Annotated in this window: 25 protein-coding genes and 2 tRNA genes; 19 read left to right on the forward strand and 8 right to left on the reverse strand. The window is 67.8% G+C overall.

The window, feature by feature from the left end:
• The first annotated feature begins 26 nt into the window (after positions 1–26).
• The 4 genes from VPH43_RS20505 (at position 27) to VPH43_RS20520 (ending at position 2,734) form a co-directional block, all read left to right on the forward strand.
• Positions 27–467 (forward strand): NfeD family protein, encoded by a 441-nt coding sequence (locus VPH43_RS20505; RefSeq protein WP_328579618.1) that lies wholly within the window; start codon positions 27–29, stop codon positions 465–467.
• 8 nt (positions 468–475) lie between these two features.
• The gene (locus VPH43_RS20510) at positions 476–1,408 is read left to right on the forward strand and encodes an SPFH domain-containing protein (RefSeq protein WP_328579619.1); all 933 of its coding nucleotides are present in this window, start codon (positions 476–478) and stop codon (positions 1,406–1,408) included.
• A 38-nt stretch (positions 1,409–1,446) separates the two neighbouring features.
• Positions 1,447–1,537: transfer RNA gene (locus VPH43_RS20515), tRNA-Ser, on the forward strand.
• Between the two features lie 675 nt (positions 1,538–2,212).
• Positions 2,213–2,734, forward strand: coding sequence for a DUF3606 domain-containing protein (locus VPH43_RS20520; protein WP_328579620.1), 522 nt, complete (start codon positions 2,213–2,215; stop codon positions 2,732–2,734).
• Between the two features lie 53 nt (positions 2,735–2,787).
• On the opposite strand, the gene VPH43_RS20525 is transcribed toward VPH43_RS20520, so the two are convergent.
• Complete coding sequence (locus tag VPH43_RS20525; RefSeq protein WP_328579621.1) at positions 2,788–4,719, reverse strand: ATP-dependent metallopeptidase FtsH/Yme1/Tma family protein; 1,932 nt, start codon at positions 4,717–4,719, stop codon at positions 2,788–2,790.
• Positions 4,720–4,945: 226 nt separating this feature from the next.
• On the opposite strand from VPH43_RS20525, the gene VPH43_RS20530 reads away from it, so the two are divergent.
• Both VPH43_RS20530 and malZ read left to right on the forward strand, forming a co-directional pair.
• Positions 4,946–5,557, forward strand: a complete 612-nt coding sequence (locus VPH43_RS20530) for a TetR/AcrR family transcriptional regulator (protein WP_328579622.1) — start codon at positions 4,946–4,948, stop codon at positions 5,555–5,557.
• 42 nt (positions 5,558–5,599) lie between these two features.
• Positions 5,600–7,384, forward strand: coding sequence for a maltodextrin glucosidase (malZ, locus tag VPH43_RS20535; protein ID WP_328579623.1), 1,785 nt, complete (start codon positions 5,600–5,602; stop codon positions 7,382–7,384).
• A 49-nt stretch (positions 7,385–7,433) separates the two neighbouring features.
• Here the strand turns inward: malZ and VPH43_RS20540 are convergent, their stop codons facing one another.
• The 4 genes from VPH43_RS20540 to VPH43_RS20555 all read right to left on the reverse strand — a co-directional run bounded on the left by VPH43_RS20540 (position 7,434) and on the right by VPH43_RS20555 (position 11,037).
• The gene (locus VPH43_RS20540; protein ID WP_328579624.1) at positions 7,434–8,564 is read right to left on the reverse strand and encodes a branched-chain amino acid ABC transporter substrate-binding protein; all 1,131 of its coding nucleotides are present in this window, start codon (positions 8,562–8,564) and stop codon (positions 7,434–7,436) included.
• Positions 8,565–8,755: 191 nt separating this feature from the next.
• Complete coding sequence (locus VPH43_RS20545) at positions 8,756–9,106, reverse strand: hypothetical protein (protein ID WP_328579625.1); 351 nt, start codon at positions 9,104–9,106, stop codon at positions 8,756–8,758.
• Positions 9,103–9,543 (reverse strand): DNA polymerase III subunit chi, encoded by a 441-nt coding sequence (locus tag VPH43_RS20550; RefSeq protein ID WP_328579626.1) that lies wholly within the window; start codon positions 9,541–9,543, stop codon positions 9,103–9,105. Before VPH43_RS20550 ends, VPH43_RS20545 begins: the two co-directional genes overlap by 4 nt.
• Before the next feature lie 36 nt (positions 9,544–9,579).
• The gene (locus VPH43_RS20555) at positions 9,580–11,037 is read right to left on the reverse strand and encodes a leucyl aminopeptidase (protein WP_328579627.1); all 1,458 of its coding nucleotides are present in this window, start codon (positions 11,035–11,037) and stop codon (positions 9,580–9,582) included.
• A gap of 73 nt (positions 11,038–11,110) precedes the next feature.
• Between VPH43_RS20555 and lptF the strand changes: the two genes are divergently transcribed.
• From lptF to VPH43_RS20580, 5 genes are read left to right on the forward strand one after another with little or no spacing between them, the layout of a single operon-like run.
• Positions 11,111–12,211: an LPS export ABC transporter permease LptF gene (gene lptF, locus VPH43_RS20560; protein ID WP_328579628.1), complete on the forward strand. Its 1,101-nt coding sequence runs from the start codon at positions 11,111–11,113 to the stop codon at positions 12,209–12,211.
• Positions 12,208–13,317, forward strand: a complete 1,110-nt coding sequence (gene lptG, locus VPH43_RS20565; RefSeq protein WP_328579629.1) for an LPS export ABC transporter permease LptG — start codon at positions 12,208–12,210, stop codon at positions 13,315–13,317. The genes lptF and lptG overlap by 4 nt, the downstream gene beginning before the upstream one ends.
• Positions 13,314–13,691 (forward strand): sirohydrochlorin chelatase, encoded by a 378-nt coding sequence (locus VPH43_RS20570; RefSeq protein ID WP_328579630.1) that lies wholly within the window; start codon positions 13,314–13,316, stop codon positions 13,689–13,691. The genes lptG and VPH43_RS20570 overlap by 4 nt, the downstream gene beginning before the upstream one ends.
• Positions 13,688–14,635, forward strand: coding sequence for a CysB family HTH-type transcriptional regulator (locus VPH43_RS20575; RefSeq protein WP_328579631.1), 948 nt, complete (start codon positions 13,688–13,690; stop codon positions 14,633–14,635). Before VPH43_RS20570 ends, VPH43_RS20575 begins: the two co-directional genes overlap by 4 nt.
• Complete coding sequence (locus VPH43_RS20580) at positions 14,635–15,870, forward strand: pyridoxal phosphate-dependent aminotransferase (protein WP_328579632.1); 1,236 nt, start codon at positions 14,635–14,637, stop codon at positions 15,868–15,870. The genes VPH43_RS20575 and VPH43_RS20580 overlap by 1 nt, the downstream gene beginning before the upstream one ends.
• A gap of 2 nt (positions 15,871–15,872) precedes the next feature.
• On the opposite strand, the gene VPH43_RS20585 is transcribed toward VPH43_RS20580, so the two are convergent.
• On the reverse strand, positions 15,873–16,901 hold the full coding sequence (locus VPH43_RS20585) for a hypothetical protein (protein ID WP_328579633.1): 1,029 nt from the start codon (positions 16,899–16,901) through the stop codon (positions 15,873–15,875).
• Between the two features lie 175 nt (positions 16,902–17,076).
• Between VPH43_RS20585 and VPH43_RS20590 the strand changes: the two genes are divergently transcribed.
• Both VPH43_RS20590 and VPH43_RS20595 read left to right on the forward strand, forming a co-directional pair.
• The gene (locus tag VPH43_RS20590) at positions 17,077–17,841 is read left to right on the forward strand and encodes an oxepin-CoA hydrolase, alternative type (RefSeq protein ID WP_328579634.1); all 765 of its coding nucleotides are present in this window, start codon (positions 17,077–17,079) and stop codon (positions 17,839–17,841) included.
• A gap of 50 nt (positions 17,842–17,891) precedes the next feature.
• Positions 17,892–18,563, forward strand: a complete 672-nt coding sequence (locus tag VPH43_RS20595) for a histidine phosphatase family protein (RefSeq protein WP_328579804.1) — start codon at positions 17,892–17,894, stop codon at positions 18,561–18,563.
• Here VPH43_RS20595 and VPH43_RS20600 read toward each other — a convergent pair.
• The gene (locus tag VPH43_RS20600) at positions 18,551–19,309 is read right to left on the reverse strand and encodes a class II aldolase/adducin family protein (RefSeq protein WP_328579635.1); all 759 of its coding nucleotides are present in this window, start codon (positions 19,307–19,309) and stop codon (positions 18,551–18,553) included. The two genes, VPH43_RS20595 and VPH43_RS20600, sit on opposite strands and share 13 nt — an antisense overlap.
• A gap of 86 nt (positions 19,310–19,395) precedes the next feature.
• Here VPH43_RS20600 and VPH43_RS20605 point away from each other — a divergent pair, with 86 nt between their 5' ends.
• Genes VPH43_RS20605 through VPH43_RS20615 form a run of 3 tightly spaced genes read left to right on the forward strand, consistent with a single transcriptional unit; the run spans position 19,396 to position 22,464 of the window.
• Positions 19,396–20,100, forward strand: a complete 705-nt coding sequence (locus VPH43_RS20605) for a Crp/Fnr family transcriptional regulator (protein ID WP_328579636.1) — start codon at positions 19,396–19,398, stop codon at positions 20,098–20,100.
• Between the two features lie 44 nt (positions 20,101–20,144).
• Entirely contained in the window at positions 20,145–21,230 is a 1,086-nt protein-coding gene (locus tag VPH43_RS20610) for a phosphotransferase (protein WP_328579637.1), read from the forward strand.
• A 19-nt stretch (positions 21,231–21,249) separates the two neighbouring features.
• On the forward strand, positions 21,250–22,464 hold the full coding sequence (locus VPH43_RS20615; protein WP_328579638.1) for an acyl-CoA dehydrogenase family protein: 1,215 nt from the start codon (positions 21,250–21,252) through the stop codon (positions 22,462–22,464).
• Positions 22,465–22,493: 29 nt separating this feature from the next.
• On the opposite strand, the gene VPH43_RS20620 is transcribed toward VPH43_RS20615, so the two are convergent.
• Entirely contained in the window at positions 22,494–23,219 is a 726-nt protein-coding gene (locus tag VPH43_RS20620) for a hypothetical protein (protein ID WP_328579639.1), read from the reverse strand.
• 62 nt (positions 23,220–23,281) lie between these two features.
• Between VPH43_RS20620 and VPH43_RS20625 the strand changes: the two genes are divergently transcribed.
• From VPH43_RS20625 to VPH43_RS20635, 3 genes are all read left to right on the forward strand, one after another.
• Positions 23,282–23,974, forward strand: a complete 693-nt coding sequence (locus VPH43_RS20625) for a glutathione S-transferase N-terminal domain-containing protein (RefSeq protein WP_328579640.1) — start codon at positions 23,282–23,284, stop codon at positions 23,972–23,974.
• A gap of 14 nt (positions 23,975–23,988) precedes the next feature.
• Positions 23,989–24,065, forward strand: a tRNA-Arg gene (locus VPH43_RS20630).
• A 60-nt stretch (positions 24,066–24,125) separates the two neighbouring features.
• The gene (locus VPH43_RS20635) at positions 24,126–26,045 is read left to right on the forward strand and encodes a PAS domain-containing hybrid sensor histidine kinase/response regulator (RefSeq protein WP_328579641.1); all 1,920 of its coding nucleotides are present in this window, start codon (positions 24,126–24,128) and stop codon (positions 26,043–26,045) included.
• Positions 26,046–26,163 lie beyond the last annotated feature (118 nt).

Below are 26,163 nucleotides of genomic sequence, written 5' to 3' on the forward strand. Positions count from 1 at the left end.
GCAAGCCTGCAACAGGAGGAACGCCGATGGACTCGAACGCCGCCACGCTGTGGTGGGTGGTTGCGGGGGTGCTGGTGGCCGCGGAGCTGGCCACAGGCACCTTCTACCTGCTGATGCTGGCGCTGGGCGCTGCCGCCGGGGCGTTGGCCGCGCATGCCGGCGCGGGGCTGCCCAGCCAGATCCTCACCGCCGCCGTGCTGGGCGGGGCCGCCACGTCCTTGTGGCACTGGCGCCGGCGCCAGCAGCCGGGCACGGCGCCGGCCAGCGCCAACCGTGACGTCAACCTGGACATCGGCGAACGTGTGCACGTGGCCGCCTGGAACCCCGACGGCTCGGCGCACGTGCAGTACCGCGGCGCACGCTGGACCGTGGCCTACGGCGGCCAGGACACGCCCCAACCGGGCGACCATTTCATCGTTGCGATGGACGGCAACCGCCTCGTCGTCGCGCCCACCCGCCCTGCTTGAGGAAAGCCATGGAAGTCGCACTCATCGTCGCGATCATCGTCGTCATCTTCGTTGCCCGCACCTTCCGCATCGTTCCGCAGCAGCACGCGTGGGTGGTGGAGCGCCTGGGCAAGTACGACCGTACGCTCACGCCGGGCCTGAACTTCGTGGTGCCCTTCATCGAGCGCGTGGCCTACAAGCATTCGCTGAAGGAAATTCCACTGGACGTCCCAAGCCAGGTCTGCATCACGCGGGACAACACCCAGCTGCAGGTCGACGGGATCCTGTACTTCCAGATCACCGACGCCATGCGGGCCAGCTACGGCTCCAGCAACTACGTGATCGCGATCACCCAGCTGGCGCAGACCACGCTGCGCAGCGTGATCGGCAAGATGGAGCTCGACAAGACCTTCGAGGAGCGCGACCAGATCAACGCCTCGGTGGTCAACTCGCTGGACGAGGCGGCGCTCAACTGGGGCGTGAAGGTGCTGCGCTACGAGATCAAGGATCTGACGCCGCCGGCGGAGATCCTGCGCTCCATGCAGGCGCAGATCACTGCCGAGCGCGAGAAGCGCGCGCTGATCGCGGCCTCCGAAGGCCGGCGCCAGGAGCAGATCAATATCGCCACCGGCGAACGCGAGGCGTTCATCGCGCGAAGCGAAGGCGCCAAGCAGGCGGAGATCAACAAGGCGCAAGGCGAAGCAGCCGCCATCGTGGCGGTGGCCGAAGCCACGGCATCGGCCATCCGCCAGGTGGCCGCCGCCATCGGCGAGCCGGGCGGCGAACAGGCCGTGCAGCTGAAGGTGGCCGAACGTGCAGTGGACGCCTTCGCGCAGCTCGCGCAGAAGAACAACACCCTCATCGTGCCCAGCAGCCTGAGCGAGGTGTCGGCCCTGATCGGCAGCGCGATGGCCCTCATCAAGACCCCCGCCACACGGCCCGGCACACCGCCGGTTCGATGAGGCCCGCGGCTTGCACTAGAATCCGCGTTTCCATTCCGGGAGGGGTGGATGAGCGGTTTAAGTCGCACGCCTGGAAAGCGTGTGTGGGTTAATAGCCCACCGCGGGTTCGAATCCCGCCCCCTCCGCCAGATGGCCTCGAGACTGTGCAGTCAATCCTGCCAGTCGGCGAGCCCGGCTCGCGTGGCTGACTCTCCATCTTTCAAAGTCATTCACTTAGGGCGACCCCGCAATAGGCGGGTGGCGGGTGGCGGGTTAAACCGAGACGTCCGCCACTGACAAATGGCAGTCGGCGTATGGCTCTAGTTACCATTGCTCGATGACGATGGTCGGCCGCACGAGATGAACCGATGGGACTTCCAGGCGTGCTCTCGCATGCGCCAAGCTGAGGCTCTCGCGCTATATCGAGCGCGTCAATTCACCGGTTCGTATTACCTATTGGGTTATGCGGTGGAGTGCGCACTGAAGGCCCGAATTGCACGGAACATCGGACGATTTGAGTGGCCGCCTCGCAGGTCTGAAGACCACTATTCGCATGACCTTGAACGGCTCCGGAAGCTTGCCGACCTCGGAATGGATGGGGCCTCCGATCAACGGAAGATTAATTGGGCAACCGTCAAGGATTGGAACGAACAGGTTCGCTATCACTCCACGCCGAAGACACAGACTGAAGCGAGCGACTTCCGCCAGGCTTGCCTGTCTCGCCGCACCGGCGTGCTTCATTGGATCCGGGAGGAATGGTGATCGATAGATCTGCGCAACTCGACGCTGAAGCTTTAGTCGAGCGTCTGCGGAACGCAGGCCTCATGCCGGACGCTGTCTTCTTTGCCCGTCCATCCGGAAGCGATGAACCATACCAACTGGTGCTCTTCTTTAAGGCGCCTTTCGGAGCCCGAACCGTCTACGCAAGTGTACTTAAGGCAATTGAGCGCGCGCCAAGACTGGATCATTTGCGGCTGGAGAACATTCGAGCGACGAGTGATGTGCTCGATCTTCCGCTCAACATGGCACTCGACGGCGGGCCTCAAAGCGGAGCCTGGGTGTGGACTAATTCAGCCAGTATCCCGAACGCCCAGGGATATCAATCGGAGGTCGCGATATGGACCCTTCCCAGCCGCGTCGCCGAACTCGCAAAATCGCGTCACCTGGAGAGCGCGAGGATCAACGTCAATCAGGAGCACGAGCTGCGCTATTGGGCAGAGCGGCTTGGAGTCTCGAGAGAAGAATTGCTAGATGCTGTACGCAAGGCCGGCAGCAACACCGAGTTCGTTCAAAAGTCTCTGAAACGCCCGCGCGGGGCGATTCGTCGAAAGCCGCCCCAGGAGTAGCTCCATAGCAAACGCCCCTCTCGAGGGGCGTTTTTCATTGGGGTGTCGACGGATCAGGCCGGCAGCGTGTCCGTCACGCTGGTGGCCGCCTTCAGCATCGGCAGGTTCGCCGCCACATGGCGCCCTTCGTCCAGCGGCAGCAGCTCCCGCAGCAGCGCTCCGGACACCGTCTCGTCCTTCAGCAACGCCGCGGTCACGGCCTCCAGCACGTCCTTGTGTGCTTCCAGGATCTGGCGGCACTGGCGCTGCGCACGGTCCAGCATCGTGCGGGCTTCGGCCAGCACACGCTCCTGGATGTGCGGGCCGACCAGGTTGTCGGGCACGCCGTGCAGGCTCAACAGCCCGAATTCGCTGGAGAAGCCCATGGCGCTCACCATCTCGATCGCCAGCTCCGAAGCGCGCTTCAGGTCGTCCGACGCACCCGAGGTGGTGTTGCCAAAGGTCATCAGCTCGGCTTCGCGGCCGGACAGCAGCATGCCGATGCGGGCGTTGAGCTCCTGCTCGCCGAACAGCGGCACCTCGTTGGCCCGCGTCACGAAGGTCACACCCAGCGCCTGGCCGCGGGGTTCGATGCTGATGCGCTCCACCGTGCCCGCGCCCATCACATGCGCCACGATGGCATGGCCGCCTTCGTGGATGGCAATGCGGTGGCGGTGCTCCGGCGACAGCATGCCCTTGAGGCTGGACACCTCGCCGCCCAGCTGGTGGGTTTCCAGCGCGCGGTGCACGAAGTCCTGCGTGACCCAGTCGCTGCCCGCTTCGGCCGCCATCACGGTGGCGCGGTTCACGATGTTGGTGATGTCGGCATGCGACAGGCCGCTGCTGGCGCGGCCCAGCGCCTCCACGTCGATGCCGGTGGGCGCGGACTTCACCCGCTCCAGGCACAGCTTGAACAGGTCGCGCCGGTCGTGCACCGTGGGCAGTGTCACGCGGGCCACCAGGTCGAAGCGGCCGGGGCGCTTGAGGGCGTCGTCCACGTTCCCCACGTGGTTGGTGGCGCCGATGACGACGATGTTGTCCGACTCCGAAAAGCCGTCCATCTCCACCAGCAGCTTGTTGATGATGCGGTTTTCTTCCGACTGGCCGCCCTGCACCTTGTTGCCGCTGGCGCGCTTGCCGATGCCGTCGAACTCGTCGATGAACACGATGCAGGGTGCGTTCTTGCGGGCGGTGGCAAAGAGCTCCTTCACCTTGCCGATGCCGGCGCCATAGAACATGCTGGAGAAGTGCGAGCCGTCCACTGCGATGAAGTTGGCCTTGCATTCACCGGCCAGCGCGCGCGCCAGCAAGGTCTTGCCGGTACCCGGCGGGCCTTCCAGCAGCACGCCGCGCGGCGGCTTGGCGCCCAGCGCCAGGTACTTCTCCGGGCTGCGCATGAAGGCGGTCACCTGCTGCAGCGCGGCCTTGGCCTCCGAGGCGCCGATCACGGCGTCGAAATCGGTTTCCGGCTTCTCGGCCAGTTCGGTCTTGTTGCCGTTCATCGCGCCGGTCTGGCGGATCAGGTAGAAGCCCAGCAGCAGCATGGCCACCACGGTCAACACGCCGATCGAGCGCTCGAACACGCTGCTGGCGGCGGCGCTGAGCTTCTCGCGCACGGTGCGCGGGTCGATGGTGATGCGGGTCAGCGCAAAACCTTGTTCGCGGCTGAGCGCTTCCAGCCGGGTCTGCAGGCCATCGCGGCCGGACAGCAGCTCGGTGCTGTAGCGCTCGCCCGAGCGGGTGGTGACGAACACGCGGTGCTGGTCGACGCCGATGGCAGCCGCCTCGCCGCGCGTGATGGTGCGCTCCAGGTCCGACACGTCCTTCGGATGATCCAGCCACTCGCGCGGCGCGGCCTCGAACTGCTGCGCCAGCGTGGTCTTGCCGCTCAGGTGCGGCGTGAGCGACTGGTATTCGAACGCCACCCCGGCGGCCAGCAGCATCACGACGATGGTGGCACCAAAAACGGCTTGAGCCCAACGGGGCCAGGAGGAGACGGACTTCATTGCGATCCCTGGAGGAAACCCCCGATATCAGACCGCAAATCGATCCCGGGGTACGGGTGTAACAAGGGCGGCAAAGCGGGGTAGTTTGGCAGTTCGCCTACCAGCAGTTACAGCCGCTGGCAGCGAAGGAGATGGGGTGGCCGGGCAACAGCCAATCCGGGATTGTACCGATCGTTCGGTATAGTGGGGAGTGATCCACCAATGACAAGAGGGATGAGGACACTCGATGACAAAGGCTCAGCACAGTAAAGACGCGCTGATCGACAAGCTGGTTGACGTTGTTTACGACTACGGTTACGACGGCGCCACCCTGAGCGTGATTTCCGAGGTCACAGGGCTGGGCAAGGCGAGCCTGTACCACCACTTCCCGGGCGGGAAGGAGCAGATGGCGGCCGAGGTGTTGGCCCATTCCGACCGCTGGGGCGCGCAGCGCATCGGCACGCTGCTGGGCAGCGCCGAGTCCGCCGAAAGCAAGGTCCGCGGGCTGTTCCAGGCGCTGGACGAGGTGCACACCCGGCCGCACCAGCTGACCTTGATGAACGTGTTCACCTACGGCGCTGCGCGCCTGGTGTTCGGCCGCCAGGTGGGCGAGCGGGTGCAGGCGGGCTTGCAGGTACTGTCCGAGCTGCTGGTGCAGTGCGGCGTACCGCTGCCGCTGGCCCAGGCGCGGGCGCTGGACGCCTACATCCAGATCGAAGGCGCGATGGTGCTCGCCCGCACGCTGGAAGACCTGGAGGTGTTCCGGCGCGTGGTGCGCCGCCTGCCGGACGAACTGCTGGCGCCCGCCGGCGCCGAGCGCCTGACCTTTGCGGCGATGACCGCCGCGCCTGCGCACTGAGCACTGCCACAACGACAACCACAAACAACCACAGCGTCACCCATGCAACTGCTGCATCCTCCCATCGCCCCCTGGCTGGTCCGCACGCCCGACGGGTGCGAGGTCACCCTGCTGCTGCGCAGCGACTCCCCGGTGCAGGCCTTCCTGCGCCACCTGCCGGACAACGAAGAAGAGCTCCTGCCGCTCACGCCGGACGGCGAACAGGCCGGCTGGCAGCGCCATCGCGCCCTGCTGCCCTGGGATGGCGGCAATGCGGTCACCCGCTATGCCTTCAAGCTGCTCAGCGGCGCTACCCAGCGCTGGCTGGCTGCGGATGGTCAACATGCTCAGGTGCCGCCCGAGGCACAGCACTTCCGGGTGAACCGGCTGGACAGCCCGCCGGCGTGGGTCAAGGACCAGGTCTTCTACCAGGTGTTCCCCGACCGCTTTGCGCGCGGCAGCGCCGGCCCGGTGACCCTGCCGCCCAGCGTGCCGGGACAGCCGGCCAACGAAGCGCTGGCCTGGGGCGAGCCGGTGCCGCTGGACAAGCCCACCACCGTGTTCTACGGCGGCGACCTGCCCGGCATCGTGGAGCGCCTGCCCTATCTGCGCCAGGAGCTCGGCGTGACGGCGCTGTACGTGAATCCGATCTTCGCCTCGCGCAGCAACCACAAGTACGACACCGAGGACTACACCCAGGTGGACGCGGGTTTTGGCGGCAACGCCGCACTGGCCGCGCTGCGCCAGGCCACCCGTGAGCACGGCGTGCGCCTGGTGCTGGACGCGGTGGTCAACCACACCGGCGCACAACATCCCTGGTTCAACCGCGATGGCGGCCACGCCACCCGGGGCGCCGCACACTCGGCCGAATCGCCCTGGCGCAGCTGGTACGCCTTTGACGGCCAGGGCCGGCCGCGCGGCTGGAAGGGCTATGACTCCCTGCCGGTGCTGGACTACGCCAACCCGTCGGTCAAGCAAGCCATGTTCGAAGCGCCCGACTCGGTGATGCGGCGCTGGATGCAGCCGCCCTACGCCATCGACGGCTGGCGCCTGGATGCGGTGCACATGCTGGGCGAAGGCCTGGGGGCGTGGAACAACGCCGGCGTCATGCAGGCCATGCGGCGGGCGGTGAAGGGCCAGGACCCGCAGGCCTACCTGGTGGGCGAGCACTTCAACGAAGCCACGTCCTGGCTGCAGGGTGACCAGGAAGACGGCGCGATGAACTACTACGGCTTCGCCCACCCGGTGCGGGCCTGGCTGGCGGGCGTGGACCTGAACCATGACCCGATCCAGCTGTCCACCGCCGACTTCGCGGCCTGGCTGCGCCGCGCGATGGCCCTGGTGCCCTTCGAGAACCAGCTGGCGCAACTGAACCTGCTGGACAGCCATGACACCCGCCGCTTCCTCACGCTGCTTCGAGGTGACATCCCGGCCATGCAGATCGCGGTCACGCTGCTGATGACCTATCCGGGTACCCCTTGCGTGTACTACGGGGACGAGATCGGCCTGGCGGGCGGCCAGGATCCGGACTGCCGCCGCTGCTTCGACTGGGACCGCGGCCACTGGAACCAGGCGCTGTTCCAGCACTACCGCGAGGCGATCGCCCGCCGCCATGCACGGCCGGAGCTGCGCGCAGGCGCCTTCATGGAACTGCAGGCGCAGGGCGAGGTGTATGCCTATGCACGGTATACCGACACTTGCGTGAGCGTCGTGGCAGTGAACCGGGGCCACCAGGCGAGCGAACTGCGCCTGGACCTGGCGCAGTTGCCATTGGCCCTGCCCTCGCCGCTGCATTTGGCGGTGCCGGCGCGCGGCTCGGTGGTCTGGAGTTCTTCCGAGCCGGCATGAAAAAAGGGCGCTTCTCGAAGCGCCCTTTTTGTTTTGTGACTGCCGGATATCAGTTCAGCGGAACCTTCTTGCCGTCCTTGTACGAGTACAGGGTCATGGCGGGGTTCTTGAGTTCGCCATTCGGCTCGAAAGCCACCTTGGCGGTCACGCCCTGGAAGTCGCTCTTGGCCAGGAACGGCAGGTACACCTTCGGGTCGGCGGAGCCGGCCTTTTGCATGGCGTCAGCCAGCACCATGGTGGCGTCGTAGGTGTAGGGCGAGTACACCTGGAACTGGCCCGGGTACTTGGCGTCGTAGCGGGTCTTCCAGGTCTTGCCGCCGGGCATCTTCTCCAGCGAGGAGCCGCCTTCGGCGCACACCACGTTGCCCAGGGTCTTGGCGCCACCGCTCAGTTCAGCCAGCTTGGCCGTGCAGATGCCGTCGCCGCCGAAGAACTTGACGTTGGCCAGGCCCAGTTGCTCCATCTGGCGCAGCATCGGGCCGGCTTGCGGGTCCATGCCGCCGTAGAAGATGCCGTCCGGCGCCTTGCTCTTGATGGCCGTCAGGATGGCCATGAAGTCGGTGGCCTTGTCGGTGGTGAACTGCTCGTCCACGATCTGGATGCCCTTGCTGGCAGCCGTCTTCTTGAACACCTCGGCCACACCCTGGCCGTAGGCGGTGCGGTCGTCGATGACGGCGATCTTCTTGAGCTTCAGGTTGTTGGCCGCGTGCAGCGCCAGGCCAGCGCCCAAGGCGTTGTCATTGGCCAGCAGGCGGAAGGTGGTCTTGTAGCCCGGCTCGGTGAGCTTGGGGTTGGTGGCCGACGGCGTGATCATCGGGATGCCGCAGTCGTTGTAGATCTTCGAGGCGGGGATGGTGGTGCCGGAGTTCAGGTGGCCCACCACGCCGTTGACCTTGGCGTCGCACAGCTTCTGCGCGGCGGCGGTGCCTTGCTTCGGGTCGGCCGCGTCGTCTTCGGCGACCAGCTCGAACTTCACCTTCTTGCCGCCGATGGTCACGCCCTTGGCGTTGAGGTCCTCGATCGCCATGCGGGCGCCGTTTTCGTTGTCCTTGCCGTAGTGGGCCTGGGCGCCGGAGACCGGACCGACGTGGCCGATCTTGACGACCATTTCCTGGGCGCCAGCCGCACCAGCGGCCACGATAGCGGCCGCAGCGACGATCACATTGAGTTTGACTTGCATGCAAAACCTCCGAAGGGGAATCTGTCGAGAGCGTATTAAAGGGATACCAGCCAGGAAAGGCTGGTTTTCTCAACGGCCGGAACCATACCCGAAAACAAAGCCGTGGCTTCCCCGGGTAACTGCTTAAGCCGTGCGCCGTGGCGCGGCTTCCCGGCTCAACGCGGCAACTTCAAATCCGGAATACCGGGAATCTACCGTCCACGGTGGCGCTCGATTTCCTGCGCCACCGCCCGTGCCACCACATCACGCAAGGTCGATGCCAATTCGTCGCGCAGTTCGTGGATCAGCGCATCGCTCAAGCGCGCCAGCAGCGGGTTCAAGGCATCGCGCAGGCGGTACTCGAGCATCAGGTCCACCTGGCGCTGCACGTCCACCAGCACACGGCGGGTCACCTCGCCTTCGTCAATGAGTGGCGGCTGCTCCGCGAAGGGCAGTGCTTCGGCGCGCACCTGCACCGACGAAGCCGGCACTTCCGTGGGGGCCGGCTGCACCACTTCGGTCAGCGTGGGCACCCTCTGGGGCGACTGGCGCTGCGCCATCATGCGCTGGCCGCCTGGGCATGGTGGGTGATCGGCCAGCCCTGCGCTTCGTACTGCTTCCAGCGCCGCCGCGCTGCGGCCACGTCGTCGGGGTCGCGCGAGACCACTTCGATGATGCGCTTGAAGCCGGCGTCGTCCGGCCGGCGCTCCGCCCCCAGGTTCACCAGCACCTCCTGGTGGGGCGGCCGCGCACCGGCCTCCACCAGCCAGATGGGCGTGCGGCCCTGCGCTTCGGACGGTGCCTTGTTCTGGCCCAGGCGCACATGCGGCACGAACTCCTGCGGCTCGAAGGTCCACAGCGCCTGGTCCAGTTGCTGCAGCAGCGGCGACGGGCCGGTCACCACCACCCGGGCGCCTTGCCGGTAGGCCTTGCGCAGCAGCCGGCAGGCGTGGCTCAGCTTGTCCGCGACGCCGGTGTGGAATGCCACTTCAGTGCTCATGGGGCTGCACCGGGCGCCGGCGCCTTCAGGCCGGCCTCAAGCCTGCGACAGCACGAAGTGCGTGAGCAGCGGCACCGGCCGGCCGGTGCTGCCCTTGGCGGCGCCGGACTTCCAGGCGGTGCCGGCCACGTCGAGGTGGGCCCAGCGGTACTTGGCGGTGAAGCGCTTGAGGAACATCGCGGCGGTGATGGAGCCGCCGGCGCGCGGGCCGACATTGGCGATGTCGGCGTAGTGCGTCTTCAGCGCTTCGTCGTATTCCTCGTCCAGCGGCATGCGCCAGCAGGTGTCCAGCGCCTGGCGGCCCGCAGCCTGCAACTCACCCGCCAGTTCATCGTCCGCGGTGAACAGGCCGGAGTGGTGATGACCGAGGGCGATCACGCAGGCACCGGTGAGGGTGGCGATGTCCACCACCGCGGCCGGCTTGAAGCGCTCGGCATAGGTGAGCGCGTCGCACAGCACCAGGCGCCCTTCGGCGTCGGTGTTCAGGATCTCGATGGTCTGGCCTGACATGCTCTTGACGACGTCGCCCGGCTTGGTGGCCGTGCCGCTGGGCATGTTCTCGCAGGCCGGGATCAGGCCCACCAGGTTGAGCTTGGGCTTGAGTTCGCCCACCGCACGGAAGGTGCCCAGCACGCTGGCCGCACCGCCCATGTCGTACTTCATCTCGTCCATCTCGGGAGACGGCTTGATCGAGATACCGCCGGTGTCGAAGGTGATGCCCTTGCCCACCAGCACCACCGGCGCCTGCGTCTTGGCTCCGCCGTTGTAGCGCAGCACGATGAACTTGAGCGGCTCCTCCGAGCCCTTGGCCACCGCCACGAACGAGCCCATGCCGAGCTTCTCGACGTCCTTGCGCTCCAGCACCTCGATCTTGAAGCCGAACTCCTTGCCCAAGGCCTTGGCCTGCTCGGCCAGGTAGGTGGGCGTGCACACGTTGCCCGGGCGGTTGGCGCATTCCCGCGCCAGGGTCACGCCGTTGGCGATCGCCTCGCCGCGCGCCAGGCCACGTTGCAGCACGGTGGCCTCGGGCTTGGCGCACAGCAGGCTCACACGTTCCAGCTTGGGCGCCTCGCTGGCGCTGGGCTTGGTGGCCCGGTACACATACACCGCATCGCTGACCGCGGCCACCAGGGCCTCGGCATGGGCCTCGCCCAGCGCCTCGCTGCCCGCGCAGGCCACGGCCAGGTGCCGCACCCCCAGGCCCTTGACCGCCGTCACACCGGCCGCCACCGCCGCCTTGAAGGCCTTGGCCGACCCATCGCCCGCCACAGCCAGCACCGTGCGCGCGGCCTTCAGTCCGGCCACCCGGTGCAGATAGAGGCTGCGGCCGGCCTTGAGCACCAGGTCGCCCTGGGCCACGGCCTCCTTGGCGGCCGCGGCCAAAGGCGCGTCCAGCGAGGCGGGAATGCCGTCGCCGACCATCACGACCAGCAGCGCATCAGCAGCCACGGCGGGCAGTCCGCCAGCGGCAAGGGTCTGGGTACGGAAGTCCATAATGCGTTTCAAACAAAGCCCGTGCCGCGCCCTCGTGGGGCGCCGTGGTGCTTCATGAATTGAGAAGGGGCCGATGTTATTCGATTCAACCTTGCGCAAAGAGCTCGCACGCAGCTTCGGCGCGACGCTGATCGTGATCCTCACCATCGTGCTCACGATGATGCTGATCCGCACCCTGGGCCAGGCCGCCGGCGGCCAGGTCGCACCGCAGGACGTGGTGCTTGCGCTCGGGTATGTCGGCCTCGGCCACCTGCCCACCATGCTGGCGCTGTCGCTGTTCATCGCCGTGGTGGCCACGCTGGGCCGCATGTACAAGGACAGCGAGATGGCGATCTGGTTCGCCAGCGGCGTGGGCCTGTCGCGCTTCGTCAAGCCGGTGCTGCAAACCAGCTGGCCGGTGCTGCTGGTGATCGGCGTGCTGCTGGTCTTCGTGTGGCCCTGGGGCAACCAGAACAGCACCGAGCTGCGTGCGCGCTACGAGCAGCGCTCCGACCTGTCACGCGTGTCGCCGGGTGTGTTCCAGACCTCGCGTGACGGCAGCCGGGTGTTCTTCATCGAGCGCGACGCCGACGCGGGCGTGAACGCACGCAACGTGTTCATCCTGGCCAACGGCGCGGACAAGGAGTCGGTCACCTCGGCGCGCAGCGGCCGGCTGGAAACCGTGGGCGAGGACCGCATGCTGGTGCTGGACCGCGGCCAGCGCAACGAGATGGACCGCAAGAGCGGCGAGAAGACGATCGCCAGCTTCGACACCTACAGCGTGCTCGCCTGGGAGCGCGCGGTGCGGCGCGCGGAGGAGCGCCCACCCAAGGCCCGCCCCACGCTGGACCTGCTGCGCGAGCCCACCTTGAAGAACCAGGCCGAGCTCAGCTGGCGCTTCGGCCTGCTGCTGGGCGCGGGCAACCTGCTGCTGCTGGGCGTCGGCCTGGCCGCCACCAACCCGCGCCGCGCCAGCAACTGGAACCTGCTGTTCGCGCTGCTCGGCTTCGTCGTGTACTACAACCTGGTCAACCTGAGCCAGGCCTGGGTGGGCTCCGGCCGCATGAGCCTCGCCGGCGCGCTGTTCGGGCTGCATGGCAGCGCCTTCGTGCTGGCAATCGCCCTGATGTGGTGGCGCGATCATGCCGCGATGACGCCGCGGCGCTGGCGGCGCGGGGCGCGGGCGGCGGCATGAAGACCGTCCGCCGCCTGCTCTACCGGGACATCGCCTCGGCCGTGGCCTTCGTGGCCGTGGCCTTCCTGTCGCTGTTCTTCTTCATCGACTTCGTCGACGAGCTGGGAAGCATCGGCAAGCAGGGCTACACCGCCGTGCATGCGGTCGTGTCCTGCCTGCTCGAGGTGCCCGCTCATTTCTATGAGCTGTTTCCGATCGCGGTACTGATCGGCTGCATCTTCTCGCTGGCGCGCATGGCGCAGTCGTCGGAGTACACCATCCTGCGCACCGGCGGGCTGGGGCCGGGCCGGGCGTTGCAGCTGCTCACCGCACTGGGCCTGGTGTTCGCGGTGTGCACCTTCGTGGTGGGCGACTACGTGGCCCCGGCCAGCGAGCGCGAGGCGGTGCTGCTGAAGGCCCGCTTCAACGGCGGGCTCAAGCTCGGCCGGGCCGGCGCCTGGCTCAAGGACAGCCGGCAGACGCCGGACGGGGAACGCAGCTACTCGGTGAACGTGGGCCAGACCGCGCCGGACGGCAACCTGCAAGCCATCCGGATCTACGAGTTCGATGACCAGGGCCGGCTGCTGTCGCGGCTGCAGGCCGACCAGGGCCGGGTGGCGCAGGACGGCATCTGGCATCTGGCCAAGGTGCAGCTCACGCGCTGGCCCAGCGAGCAGACCCCCGATGCGGGCGTGAAGGACCAGCAGCTGCCGACCTACGAATGGGCCAGCAGCCTGCGCGCCAGCGTGGTGGCCGCCGCCGTGCTGCCGGCCAGCACCATGTCCACCATCGACCTGTGGCGCTACGCCTCCCACCTCAACGAACACGAACAGGCAGCCGGGCGCTATGCGATCCAGTTCTGGAAGAAGGCGCTCTACCCCTTTGCCTGCCTGGTGATGATGGCGCTGGCCCTGCCCTTCGCCTACCTGCACGCCCGCGCGGGCGGCATCAGCCTCAAGGTGTTCGGCGGCATCCTGCTGGGCATCAGCTTCGTGCTGCTGAACAACGTGGCCGGCCACCTGGGGCTGCTGCATGGCTGGACACCCTGGGCGGTGGCCGCCGCACCCAGCCTGCTGTACCTGCTGCTGTCACTGGCCGCGTTTGCCTGGCTGGTGCGCTACCGATGAAAGCCGGCCTGCTGCTCTTTGCGCATGGCGCGCGTGACCCGAACTGGGCGGCCCCTTTCGAAGCGGTCGCCCAGCAACTGCTCAGCCTGAGGCCGGACGCTGCGGTGGCCCTCGCCTTCCTCGAGTTCATGAGCCCCGGCATGCTGGAGGCAGGTGCCGAGTTGGCCGCCGCAGGCTGCGAACACATCGAAGTGATTCCGCTGTTCCTGGGAGCCGGCGGCCATGTGCGCAAGGACGTGCCGGCGCTGCTGGGTGAACTCCGGGCCGCGCATCCGGCCGTGCGCATCACGCTGCATCCGGCCATCGGCGAGCATCCCGCGGTGATTGCCGCCATGGCCGCGGCCGCCGCTTCCATCGACACTCCGGCCTCATGAACCTGCACCAGTTCCGCTTCGTCCAGGAAGCCGTTCGCCGCAACCTCAACCTCACCGAGACGGCGAAGGCGCTCTACACCTCGCAGCCGGGCATCTCCAAGGCCATCCTGGAGCTGGAGGAGGAGCTGGGCGTGGACATCTTCGCCCGCCACGGCAAGCGCCTGCGCCGCGTGACCGAGCCGGGCCAGGAGGTTCTGAAGTCCATCGAGATCATCCTGCGAGAGGTGGGCAACCTCAAGCGCATCGGCGAGGAGTTCTCCAAGCAGGACGCCGGCCGGCTGTCCATCGCCACCACCCACACCCAGGCGCGCTACATCCTGCCGGAGCCGGTGGCGCTGCTGCGGCGGCGCTTCCCCAAGGTGAGCGTGAGCCTGCACCAGGGCACGCCCGAGCAGGTGGCCCAGATGCTGATCGAGGAAAGCGCGGACATCGGCCTGGCCACCGAATCGCTGAGCGAGTTCGACGAGCTGGTGACCCTGCCCTGCTATGAATGGCAGCACATGATCGTGGTGCCCGCTTCGCACCCGCTGGCCACGGTGGAGCGGCCCACGCTGGAGCAGCTGGCCGGCGAGCCGCTGGTGTCCTATCACCCCTCCTTCACCGGCCGCACCCGCATCGACGCCGCCTTTGCGCATCGGCGCCTCAAGCCCAACGTGGTGCTGGAAGCCATCGACTCCGACGTGATCAAGACCTACGTCCGGCTGGGCCTGGGCGTGGGCATCGTGGCCGAGATGGCGGTGCGCGAGGACGGCCTGGGCGGCGACCTGGTGGCCAAGCCCGCCGGCCACCTGTTCGGCCTGAATGTGTCACGCGTGGCCTTCAAGCGTGGCGCCTACCTGCGCAACTTCGTCTACACCTTCGCCGAACTGCTGTCCGACCGCCTCACCCGCGCACTCATCATCCGCGCCATGAGCGGCGAACAGCCCACCGACTACGAGCTCTGATGACCGCTGCCCGCACCCCGCCCGTCACCAGCCGCCTGCCCAAGGTGGGCACCACCATCTTCAGCGTGATGTCGGCCCTGGCGGCCGAACATGGCGCCATCAACCTGGGCCAGGGTTTCCCGGATTTCGACTGCGACCCGCAGCTGCCGGATGCGGTGAACGCCGCCATGCGCGAGGGGCTGAACCAGTACCCGCCGATGCCGGGCGTGCCGCAGCTGCGCGAGGCGGTGAGCGCCAAGATGGAGTCGCTGTACGGCCGGCGCTACGACCCGGGCAGCGAGATCACCATCACCGCCGGCGCCACCCAGGCCATCATCACGGCGGTGCTGGCCATCGTGCACCCTGGTGCATCCGGGCCCCCACGCGAGCCTGGCTCGCTGCCCCCCGAGGGGGCGTCGCCGCCTTCGGGCGGCCGTGCGGCGGACGAAGTCATCGTGCTGGAACCCTGCTACGACAGCTACGGACCCAACATCGAGCTCGCAGGCGGGCGGGTGGTGCGCGTGCCGCTCACGCCGGGCAGCTTCCGTCCTGATTTCGACCGCATCGCCGCAGCGCTCGGCCCGAAGACGCGCGCCATCATCATCAACACGCCGCACAACCCGAGCGCCACCTGCTGGACCGCCGCCGAGATGGCGCGGCTGGCGGAACTGCTGGCGCCCACCGACGTCTTCGTGATCAGCGACGAGGTGTACGAACACATGGTGTTCGATGGCGTGGCGCATGCCAGCGTGGCCAGCCATCCGGTGCTGGCGGCCCGCAGCTTCGTGGTGTCCAGCTTCGGCAAGACCTATCACGTCACCGGCTGGAAGGTGGGCTACGTGGCCGCACCGGCCGCCCTGACGGCCGAATTCCGCAAGGTGCACCAGTTCAACGTGTTTACGGTGAACACGCCGGTGCAGCACGGCCTGGCGCGCTACATGGCCGACCCGGCCCCCTACCTGCAGCTGCCGGCCTTCTACCAGCGCAAGCGCGACCTGTTTCGCGCCGGCCTGCAGGCCACCCGCCTGCGCCCGCTCACCACGGCGGGCAGCTACTTCCAGTGCGTGGACTATTCGCAGTTGAGCGACATGCCGGAGGCCGACTTCTGCCGCTGGCTCACCACCGAGGTCGGTGTGGCGGCCATTCCGCTGTCCGCCTTCTATGAAAACGGCTTCGAGCAGCGCATCGTGCGCTTCTGCTTCGCCAAGAAGGACGACACGCTGAACGCCGCGCTCGCGCGCCTGGCGAAGATCTGAACCTAGCGGTCGCTGCCGTCGTCCGGCTCGGCCGGCACGGTGGACAGGTCCAGGTCCACCCGTCCCGGCCCGCGCGTCACGCTCACCTGCGTGAACACACCGGTGGTGTCAAACGACGCCGGCGTGCGCTGGATCACCGACACCTCGGTCTGCGTGTCCTCGATGGGCAGCAGCACGTCCACCTCGCTGGCCGGTGCATCGGCGCGGTACTGCAGCTCGCGCGTGAGCCAGTAGAGGAACAGCAGCTCCTCGTAGGCCGGCAGGTCGAAGCGCTCTTCCTCGGTGCCGCGGCGAAACAGCAGTGATTCGATGACCGCCATCGCGTCCAGCGGCGCGCTCCAGGCGCGCTGCACGGCGGTGATGGCCTCCGGGTAGTCGGCCAGCGAGCGCTCGCGGCCGGTTTCGGTCTGCCACTGCGGCGCCAGCGCATTGAAGCGCTGGTTGAAGCGCTCGCGCGTGCGTTCGTAGGCCGCCTGGTCCTCCCGGCGGCGGTAGATCTGCATCAGGCGCAGGTAAGGCAGCGGGCTGGTACCCCCCGTGCCGCGCAGGTGCTCCAGCAGCAGGTCGATGGCCGCATCGTCCTGACCCAGCACGACGAGGAACTCCGCCTGCTGGTCGATGTCGATGTGCTCCTCGATCGACAAACCGTGCGGCGTGGGCGAGGCGCTGGGGAAGTAGGCAGCGGTGACAGGCACCGGCGTGGCCTCGGCGGCAGCTGCCTGGGGCAGCTTCAGGGTGTCAGGCTCTGGCGACGGCGTGTCGGCCAGCGGTGCCGGGGGCACGGGCTTGCGCCGCAGCAGGCACCAGCCCAGCACCGCGACACCGGCGCCCAGCACCACCACCAGCCCGCCCAGCACCGGCACCCACTGGGCCGACTGCTCCGCCGCCGCCAGCCGTGCGCGCAAAGCCTCGGCATCGGCGGCCTGGACTTGACGGGCGGGCGCAGGATCGGCGCCGGTGGCCGCGCCGGCGGATGTGCTGCCCGCCAGAAGCGACAGTCCGACGACGAGCGACAGTACGGCGGGATGCATGCCTGGGACGTTGAACTGTAAGCGGGCGAAACGCCGGGCGACTCTAGCACGCACGCCCCCGGCGCACGGGCCCGCGGCAGCCCCTCGCGGGCTCGCGGAACGGGCCTGCGTGACACAATCCGCGCCGTCTTCACTGCGCCTGTCCGCGGGCCCACCGGCAATGCCCTCCGAGCTGTTGACCGAACGCCACGACGCCACGCTGGTGCTCACGCTGAGCGACCCCGCCACCCGCAACACCCTGTCGCCGCAGGCCAGCGCGGCCGGCATCGAGGCGCTGAGCGTGGCGGAATCCGCCGCTGACGTGCGCTGCGTGGTGCTGCGCGGCGACGGCGCGCACTTCTGCTCCGGCGGCAACCTGCAACGCCTGGCCCACACCCGCACCATCGGGCCGGACGAACAACGCCAGTCGATCGAACGCTTCCATGGCTTCATCGAGGCGCTGCGCACCTTCCCCAAGCCGGTGATCGCCGCGGTGGAGGGCTATGCGGCCGGCGGTGGCTTTTCGCTCGCGCTGGCCTGCGACCTGATCGTGGCGGCCGAGGACGCGAAGTTCGTGATGTCCTATGCCAAGGTCGGCCTGTCGCCCGACGGCGGCAGCAGCTGGCACCTGGCGCAGCAGCTGCCGCGCGCGCTGGTGCTGCAGATGCTGTGGCTGGCCGACCCGCTGAGCCCGCGCCAGCTGCTGCAGTTCGGGCTTGTCAACACCGTGACAGACAGCGGGCAGGCGCTGGTCGAAGCTTTGCGCATCGCCGGGCGCCTGGCCGCGATGGCGCCGAACGCACTGGCCAGCGCGAAGGAGCTGGTCAATGGCGCGAGCACCCGCCGCCTGCGCGAGCAGCTGGACTGCGAACGCGAGCATTTCGTGGGCAACCTCTTCGACGCCAACGGCGCCGAGGGCCTGCAAGCCTTCTTCGACAAACGCAAACCCGACTTCCGTTGAACGACCTCCCCCGACAGCGCCTGCAAACGCCTCGCCGCCGCATCTACCTGATGCGCCATGGCGCGGTGGACTACTTCCGCGCCGATGGCACAGCCGTGCCGCCGGACGACGTGCCGCTCAACGAAACCGGGCGCGGGCAGGCGGATGCCGCCGGGCGCTTGTTCGGCGCCACCGGCGTGCAGTTCGATCGCGTGCTGGTGAGCGGCCTGCCGCGCACCCGCGAAACCGCCGAGCGTGTGCTGGCAGCCGCCGGCCACGCAGCGCTGCCGCAGGAAGTGGACGAGCGTCTGCAGGAGATCCATCCCGGCCGCCTGTCGGACATTCCGCCGGACCAGGTGGAGCAAGCGTTCCTGGGTGCGTTTGCGGGCGGCCCGGACGCGCAGGCGCAGCGCTTCCTCGGCGGCGAGACGGTGGGCGAGCTGCTGGATCGTGTGCTGCCGGCCTTCGACGAGGTGCTCGCCGCACCCGGCTGGCGCAGCCTGCTGCTGGTGCTGCACGGCGGCGTGAACCGCGCCCTGCTCTCACGCGCGCTGGCCGGTGAACGGGCCTTCCTCGGCCGCATGGAGCAGACGCCGGCGTGCATCAACATCATCGACGCCGGCGTGGACGACCTGGTGGTGCGCGCGGTGAACCTCGCGCCCACCCAGTGGCTGCATGAGAACGAGCAGCTCACCACGATGGAAAAGCTGCTCGTGCAATACCTGCGCCTTCAGGCGTCGTAGCCCGGATACACCCGGTTCAGCCGGCGCAGCAGCCCGGGCCAGATCAGCGCACCGCCCAGCCCCTTGGTCACCTGCGCCGCCTGCTGGCGCGCGGTGCTGATGATCTGCGGGTTCACGTGCGTCAGCGGCACGCCACCCGCCATGGCGCGGACCTGGATGGTGCACACGGCCTCGAAGAGGTACATGGACTGGAAGGCATCCGCGATCGTCTTGCCCACGGTCAGCAGGCCGTGGTTGCGCAGCATCAGGAAGTTCTTGTCGCCCAAGTCGTTCACCAGGCGCGGCTTCTCGTCGTCGCGCAGCGCCACGCCTTCGTAGTCGTGATAGCCCAGGCTGGAGAGCACGAAGATCGACTGCTGCGACAAAGGCAGCACGCCCTCCTTCTGCGCGGACACCGCGATGCCGTTGAGCGTGTGCGTGTGCAGCACGCACTCCACGTCATGGCGTGCCGAGTGGATCGCGCTGTGGATGGTGAAGCCGGCCGGGTTCACTGGGTACGGCGTGTCCTCCAGCTTGTTGCCCTGCATGTCCACCTTCACCAGGCTGGACGCGGTGATCTCCTCGAACATGAAGCCATAGGGGTTGATGAGGAACTGGTCCTCGGTGCCGGGCACGCGCGCACTGATGTGCGTGAACACCAGGTCGTCCCACTTGAACAGCGCCACCAACCGGTAGGCAGCAGCCAGGTCCACGCGCGTCTGCCATTCCTCGGCACTCACCTCGCCCTTGCGGCTCTTGATCTCCATCGTTGTCTCCTTGGGTTGTGACACATCAAAGCTGTCGTACACAATAGGCTCGCCCATGGTGCCGTGCTGTCGCCTCTGAGACTGACATGAATATCCCCGTTCTTACAATGGCCGAGCGGTCCAACATCGACTCCGGCTCGTGGTTCTCCAAGCTCTCCCAACCTCTGCGCAACGCCATCCTCTCCCGAGCGGTTGTGCGGCGCTTGCAGGACGGAGCCTTGCTCACCACGCGCGGCTCGGAACCCGAGGAGTGGTGTGCGGTGGCCAAGGGCGCGGTGCGTGTGAGCACCGTGTCGCTGTCGGGCAAGCAGATCACGCTGACGTATGTGGAGCCGGGCACCTGGTTCGGCGACATCTCGCTGTTCGATGGCCTGCCGCGAACGCACGATGCCAACGCGCATGGCGAGACCACGCTGCTGGTGGTGCGGCGGGCCGACTTCCGCGAGCTGCTGTCGCAGCACACCGAGTTGTACGAGGCGCTGCTGCGGCTGAACTGCAGGCGCCTGCGCATGATGTACAACGTGTTCGAGGACCTGAACACACGGCCGCTGGCAGCGCGGCTGGCCAAGCAGCTGCTGCTGCTGGCGCGCAGCTACGGCGTGGAACAGGGCGACGAGATCCGCATCGGCCTGCACCTCGCCCAGGAAGACCTGGCGCAGCTGCTGGGCGCATCGCGCCAGCGCGTGAACCAGGAACTCAAGGGCTTCGAACGCGAAGGCGCGGTGCGCGTGGAACCCACGCGGCTGGTGGTGCTGTCGCGCGAGAAGCTGATGCAGATCTCCGACCGGTAGGGCTGCGGGGCTCCTGCCCGCGGCTGCGCCGAGGATAAGGACCCATGGACGCTTTCACCGGAACCAAACCCGTCGCCGAGTCGCACGCCTTCGACCTTGCCGCGCTCGAACGCCACCTTGCGCAGCACCTGCCAGGCTTCGCCGGCCCGCTGACTGTCGAGCAGTTCAAGGGCGGCCAGTCCAATCCCACCTATAAGCTCATCACGCCGGGCGCCGCCTACGTGATGCGCAGCAAGCCCGGCCCGGTCGCCAAGCTGCTGCCTTCGGCCCACGCCATCGAACGCGAGTTCCGGGTGATGAGCGCGCTGAAGGATACCGACGTGCCGGTGCCGGCGATGCACCTGCTCTGCGAGGACGAGTCGGTGATCGGCCGCGCGTTCTACGTGATGGAGTGCGTACAGGGCCGCGTGCTGTGGGACCAGTCCCTGCCCGGCATGACAAACGGGCAGCGCGCCGCCATCTACGACGAGATGAACCGCGTGATCGCGGCCCTGCACAAGGTGGACGTGCAGGCCGTGGGCCTGGCGGACTATGGCAAGCCAGGCAACTACTTCGAGCGCCAGATCGGGCGCTGGAGCAAGCAGTACGTGGCCTCCATCACCGAGCCCATCGAGGCGATGGATCGGCTGATGGAATGGCTGCCGGCGCACATCCCCGCAGAGGCGCGGGACGAGCGCCAGGTGTCGGTGGTGCATGGCGACTTCCGGCTCGACAACCTCATGTTCCATCCCACCGAGGCGCGCGTGCTCGCGGTGCTGGACTGGGAACTGTCCACGCTGGGCCATCCACTGGCCGACTTCAGCTACCACTGCATGGCCTGGCACATTCCGCCGGGTGCGTTCCGCGGCATCGGCGGGCTGGACATCGCGTCACTGGGCATCCCCGGCGAGCAGGACTACGTGCGCCGCTACTGCGAGCGCACCGGCCGCTCCAGCCCCGAGGCGCTGGCGGCCGACTGGAACTTCTACATGGCCTACAACCTGTTCCGCCTGGCGGCCATCCTGCAAGGCATTGCCAAGCGCGTGGTGGACGGCACGGCGTCGAGTGCGCAGGCCCGGAATACCGGCGCCGGCGCGCGCCCGCTCGCCGAGATGGGCTGGCAGTTCGCCCGAATGTCAGCCCCTCGCTGACACAACCCAAGGATTCAGCATGGACTTCAACTATTCCCCCCGCACGCAAGAGCTGCAGGCCCGGGTCAAGGCCTTCATGGACCAGCACGTCTATCCGAACGAGGCGCGCTACTGGGCCGAGCTGAGGGAGAACACCGAAGCGGGCAAGCGCTGGACGCCGCTCAAGCTCATCGAGGAGCTCAAGCCCAAGGCCCGCGCCGAAAACCTGTGGAACCTGTTCCTGCCGGAAAGCAGCCACGGCGCAGGCCTGACCAACCAGGAGTACGCGCCGTTGGCCGAGATCATGGGCCGGGTGCCCTGGGCCAGCGAAGTGTTCAACTGCTCCGCGCCGGACACCGGCAACATGGAGACCATCGAGCGCTATGGCACGCCCGAGCAGAAGCAGCGCTGGCTGGCGCCGCTGCTCGAAGGCAAGATCCGCAGCGCCTTCGCGATGACGGAGCCGGCGGTCGCCTCGTCGGACGCCACGAACATCGAGTCCCGCATCGAGCGCCAGGGCGATCACTACCTGATCAACGGCCGCAAGTGGTGGACCTCAGGTGCCGGCGATCCCCGTTGCGCCGTTTACATCTTCATGGGCAAGACCGACCCGGACGCGCCGCGCCACTCGCAGCAGTCGATGATCCTGGTGCCGGCCGACACCCCGGGCATCACCATCGTGCGCCCGCTGCAGGTGTTTGGCTACGACGACGCGCCCCATGGCCACATGGAAGTCGTGTTCAAGGACGTGAAGGTGCCGGCCACCAACATGCTGCTGGGCGAAGGCCGCGGCTTCGAGATCGCGCAAGGCCGCCTCGGGCCGGGCCGCATCCACCACTGCATGCGGCTCATCGGGCTGGCCGAACGGTCGCTGGAACTGATGTGCCGGCGTGCGTCCTCGCGCGTGGCCTTCGGCAAGCCGGTGGCGTCGCAGACGGTGACGCAGGAGCGCATTGCCGAAGCCCGCTGCATGATCGACCAGGCGCGCCTGCTCACGCTCAAGGCCGCGTGGATGATGGACGTGGCCGGGAACAAGACCGCCAAGGCCGAGATCGCGATGATCAAGGTGGTGGCCCCCAACATGGCCTGCCAAGTGATCGACTGGGCCATGCAGGTGCACGGCGGGGCGGGCATGTGCGAGGACTTCCCGCTCGCCTACTTCTACACCATCGCCCGGACGCTCCGCTTCGCGGACGGCCCTGACGAGGTGCACCGCAACGCGATCGCGAAGATCGAGCTCGGCAAGTACGCCTGAGCGACCTGGTCCGGTTCGGTGCGCCTGCTTCAGCGCGCGGCCGGGCCGTCGTCGCCGGAGCCCGACCACATGCTGGGCTGGGTGCTCGCCACGCCGTTGTCGTTGCAGGCCTGCGCCACCCGGCGCGCTTCACGCAGCGCCACATCGAAAAGCACCGCTGCGGCCGTGAGCCGGGCGGCGTCGGGCTGCTGCACCGCCAGCCGGAGGGTGAGGCGGCCTCGCTGAAGGATCAGCGCCAGCGGGTCCTCCGGCGCCAGCCAGCTGGAGCGTGCCTGCTGCAGCTGCTGGCTGAGCGGGCCGGCCAGCCACTGCGCCAGCCAGCGCGGCGCGGAGCCGGCAGCGCCGAAGCTGTCGCGCAGCATCTTCAGCTCGTTGGCCGGCATCTTGGGAAACAGCACCAGCCAGCGCATCTCTTCCGGCGTGGCGGTGTCGATGCGCGTCTGCAGGTCTTCGGTGAATTGCTCGAAGACCGCCTTCTCCATGCTGTCCATCAGGCTGCGCGACAGCACCATCATCTGCAGGTCGATTTCGCCGATGTCCCCGCGCAGGCGCAGTTCGCTGCCCTGGATGTAGGGCCGCTGCGACGGGCCCCACTCCAGGCGCCAGCCGGAGCCCGGGGCACCCGCATCGACGACGAAGCCGTCGCCATCGCGGGTGCGCTTGAAGCTGTAGCGCCGGGCCTCCGCCCATTCCGCCGCGCCGGCCCATCCCGAGCCCGCCACACCGGAAAACCAGCGCTTGATCGTCTGCAGCATGGTTGTCTTGATCGCCCTATAGTCGGCAGAACGCGCAACGAGGGCGCGAGAAAGAGACACCGATGATCGAAGTGTATTCGTGGGCCACGCCCAACGGGCACAAGGTTCACATCATGCTGGAGGAATGCGGCCTGCCGTACCGGGTGCATGGCGTGGACATCGGCGCAGGCGACCAGTTCGCGCCGGAGTTCCTGAAGATCAGCCCGAACAACAAGATCCCGGCGATCGTCGATCCCGACGGGCCGGGCGGCAAGCCGATCTCGCTGTTCGAATCGGGTGCGATCCTGCTGTACCTGGCGGGCAAGACGGGGCGCTTCCTGCCGGAGGACGTGCATGCCAAGTACCAGACGCTGCAGTGGCTGATGTTCCAGATGGGCGGCGTGGGCCCCATGCTGGGCCAGGCCCACCACTTCCGCATCTACGCACCCGACAAGATCGGCTACGCCATCGACCGCTACACCAACGAGGCCAAGCGCCTGTACGGCGTGATGGACCGGCAGCTCGCGCGCAGCAAATACATCGCCGGCCCGGAATACACCATCGCCGACATGGCGATCTTCCCCTGGCTGCGCTCCTGGAAGAACCAGGGCATCGACTGGAACGACTATCCACACCTCAAGGGCTGGTTCGACGAGATCGCCGCCCGCCCGGCAGTGGAGCGCGCCGTGCAGGTGCTGTCGGACCGGCGCAAGCCGCTCATGGACGACAAGGCCCGCACCATGCTCTTCGGTTCCGAGCAGTACAAGCGGCATTGAGATAATGCGCCGGTCTGCCCGTAGCTCAACTGGATAGAGCAGCTGCCTTCTAAGCAGCAGGTCGGGGGTTCGAGTCCCTCCGGGCAGGCCAGGGAGACCCACGTCAACCTGCCGGCATGCAAAGTGCTGCAGCGGCCAGGAAAGGATCTTCATGCCCTCTGACGGCAACGTCCGCCTCGCCAGCCCGGCCACCACACTGCAGCACAGCGAAGAGCGTTTCCGTCTCCTGGTGGAGGCGGTGGAAGACTACGCCATCTTCCTGCTCGACCCCAACGGCATCGTCACCAGCTGGAACCCGGGCGCCCAGAAGCTCAAGGGCTACCTGCCGCACGAGATCATCGGCAAGTCCTTCACCGAGTTTTATCCGAAGGAAGTGCTGGCCGCCGGCTGGCCCCAGGAAGAACTGCGCCGCGCCACCCGCGAAGGGCGCTTCGAAGACGAAGGCTGGCGCATCCGCAAGGACGGCTCGCGCTTCTGGGCCAACGTGGTCATCACGGCCCTGCGCGACGACAACGGCGGGCTGTACGGCTTCGCCAAGGTCACCCGCGACCTGACGGAGCGGCGCCGGCACGAGGAAAACCTGCGCGAGAGCGAGGAACGCTTCCGCCTGCTGGTGAACTCGGTGCGCGACTATGCGATCTTCATGCTGGACCCCGAGGGCCACATCGAAAGCTGGAACGCCGGTGCCACCGCCCTGAAAGGTTATGCGGCCTCCGAGGTGCTGGGGCGCCACTTCTCCATCTTCTACACCGCGGCCGACCTGGCCGCCGGGAAACCGGCACGCGAACTGGAGCAGGCGGTGCGCGAGGGCGGCGTGCATGACGAGGGCTGGCGTGTGCGCAAGGACGGCAGCCTGTTCTGGGCCGGCGTGACCATCACGCCGGTGTACAACGCCGCCGGTTCCTTGCGCGGCTACGCCAAGGTCACGCGCGACATGAGCGAGCGCCGCCGCCTCGCCGACCTGGAGGATTCCTCCCGCCGCATGAGCGAATTCCTCGCGATGCTGGCGCATGAGCTGCGCAATCCGCTGGCACCCATCCGCAACGCGGTGAGCATCATGCAGCTGGAGAAGGCGGTTCCTCCCCGGGTGAGCGCCTGCCGCGACATCATCGACCGCCAGCTGAGCCATCTCACCCGGCTGGTGGACGACCTGCTGGACGTGGGCCGCATCACCACCGGCAAGATCAGCCTGCGGCGCGAGCCGCTGAACTTCAACGAGGTGGTGCTGCGCAGCGTGGAAGCCTGCCGCCCGCTGATCGAGGCGCGCCAACACGAGTTCACGCTGGAACTGCCGCCCGAGCCGATCGAGATGCTGGGCGACGACACCCGGCTGGTCCAGGTGCTGCAGAACCTGTTGACCAACGCTGCCAAATACACCAGTCCCGGCGGACAGATTTCACTGGCCGTGCAGGTGGAAGGCGGCACAGTCGTCACCACCGTGTCGGACAACGGCCGCGGCATCGCGCCCGAGGCGCTGCGCCGGGTGTTCGACCTGTTCGTGCAGGAAGGCGCCAACAACGACCCCGGCGAAAGCGGACTCGGCATCGGCCTCACCTTGGCACGCACGCTGGTGGAGATGCACGGCGGGTCCATCCGCGCCGACAGCGAAGGCCGCGACAAGGGCAGCCGCTTCACCGTGCGGCTGCCCCTGGCCAGCGTGCCGGGTGCCGATTCGTCGCAGCAAGACCGCCCTTCGGCTTCTGCGCTGGGCCAGCGCCTGCGCGTGCTGGTGGTGGACGACAACCGGGACTCGGCCGACACCATGGGCGGGCTGCTGCGCGTGCTGGGGCAGGACGCGCAGGTGGTCTATGACGGCGAGGCGGCCATGGCGGCGGCCGAGCGGTTCCGGCCGGAGCTGGTGCTGCTGGACCTGAACATGCCCGGCACCAACGGCTTCGGCGTGATGCAGCGCCTGCGCAACCTGCCGCAGGCGCCCGCCATGCGGGTGGTCGCCATGACCGGCTACGGCCAGGAAGCCGACAAGGCCCGCACCCTGGAAGCCGGCTTCGAGGCGCATCTGACCAAGCCGGTGGGCGTGGAGCAGCTGCGCGGCCTGCTGGAGCCGGGCTGATTGCGGCCTGTGAAGCGCAGTATTGAAGGGCGCGCCCCGCACCGCGGCCCGTTTGTTATTTTTTCTCCGGGAGCACGGCTCCTACGGCGCAGTGGTCATGCCCTACTATGGCGCACTT

It is taken from the genome of Ideonella sp. BN130291, assembly GCF_036231905.1.
Taxonomy (GTDB): Bacteria; Pseudomonadota; Gammaproteobacteria; order Burkholderiales; family Burkholderiaceae_C; genus CAMLIZ01.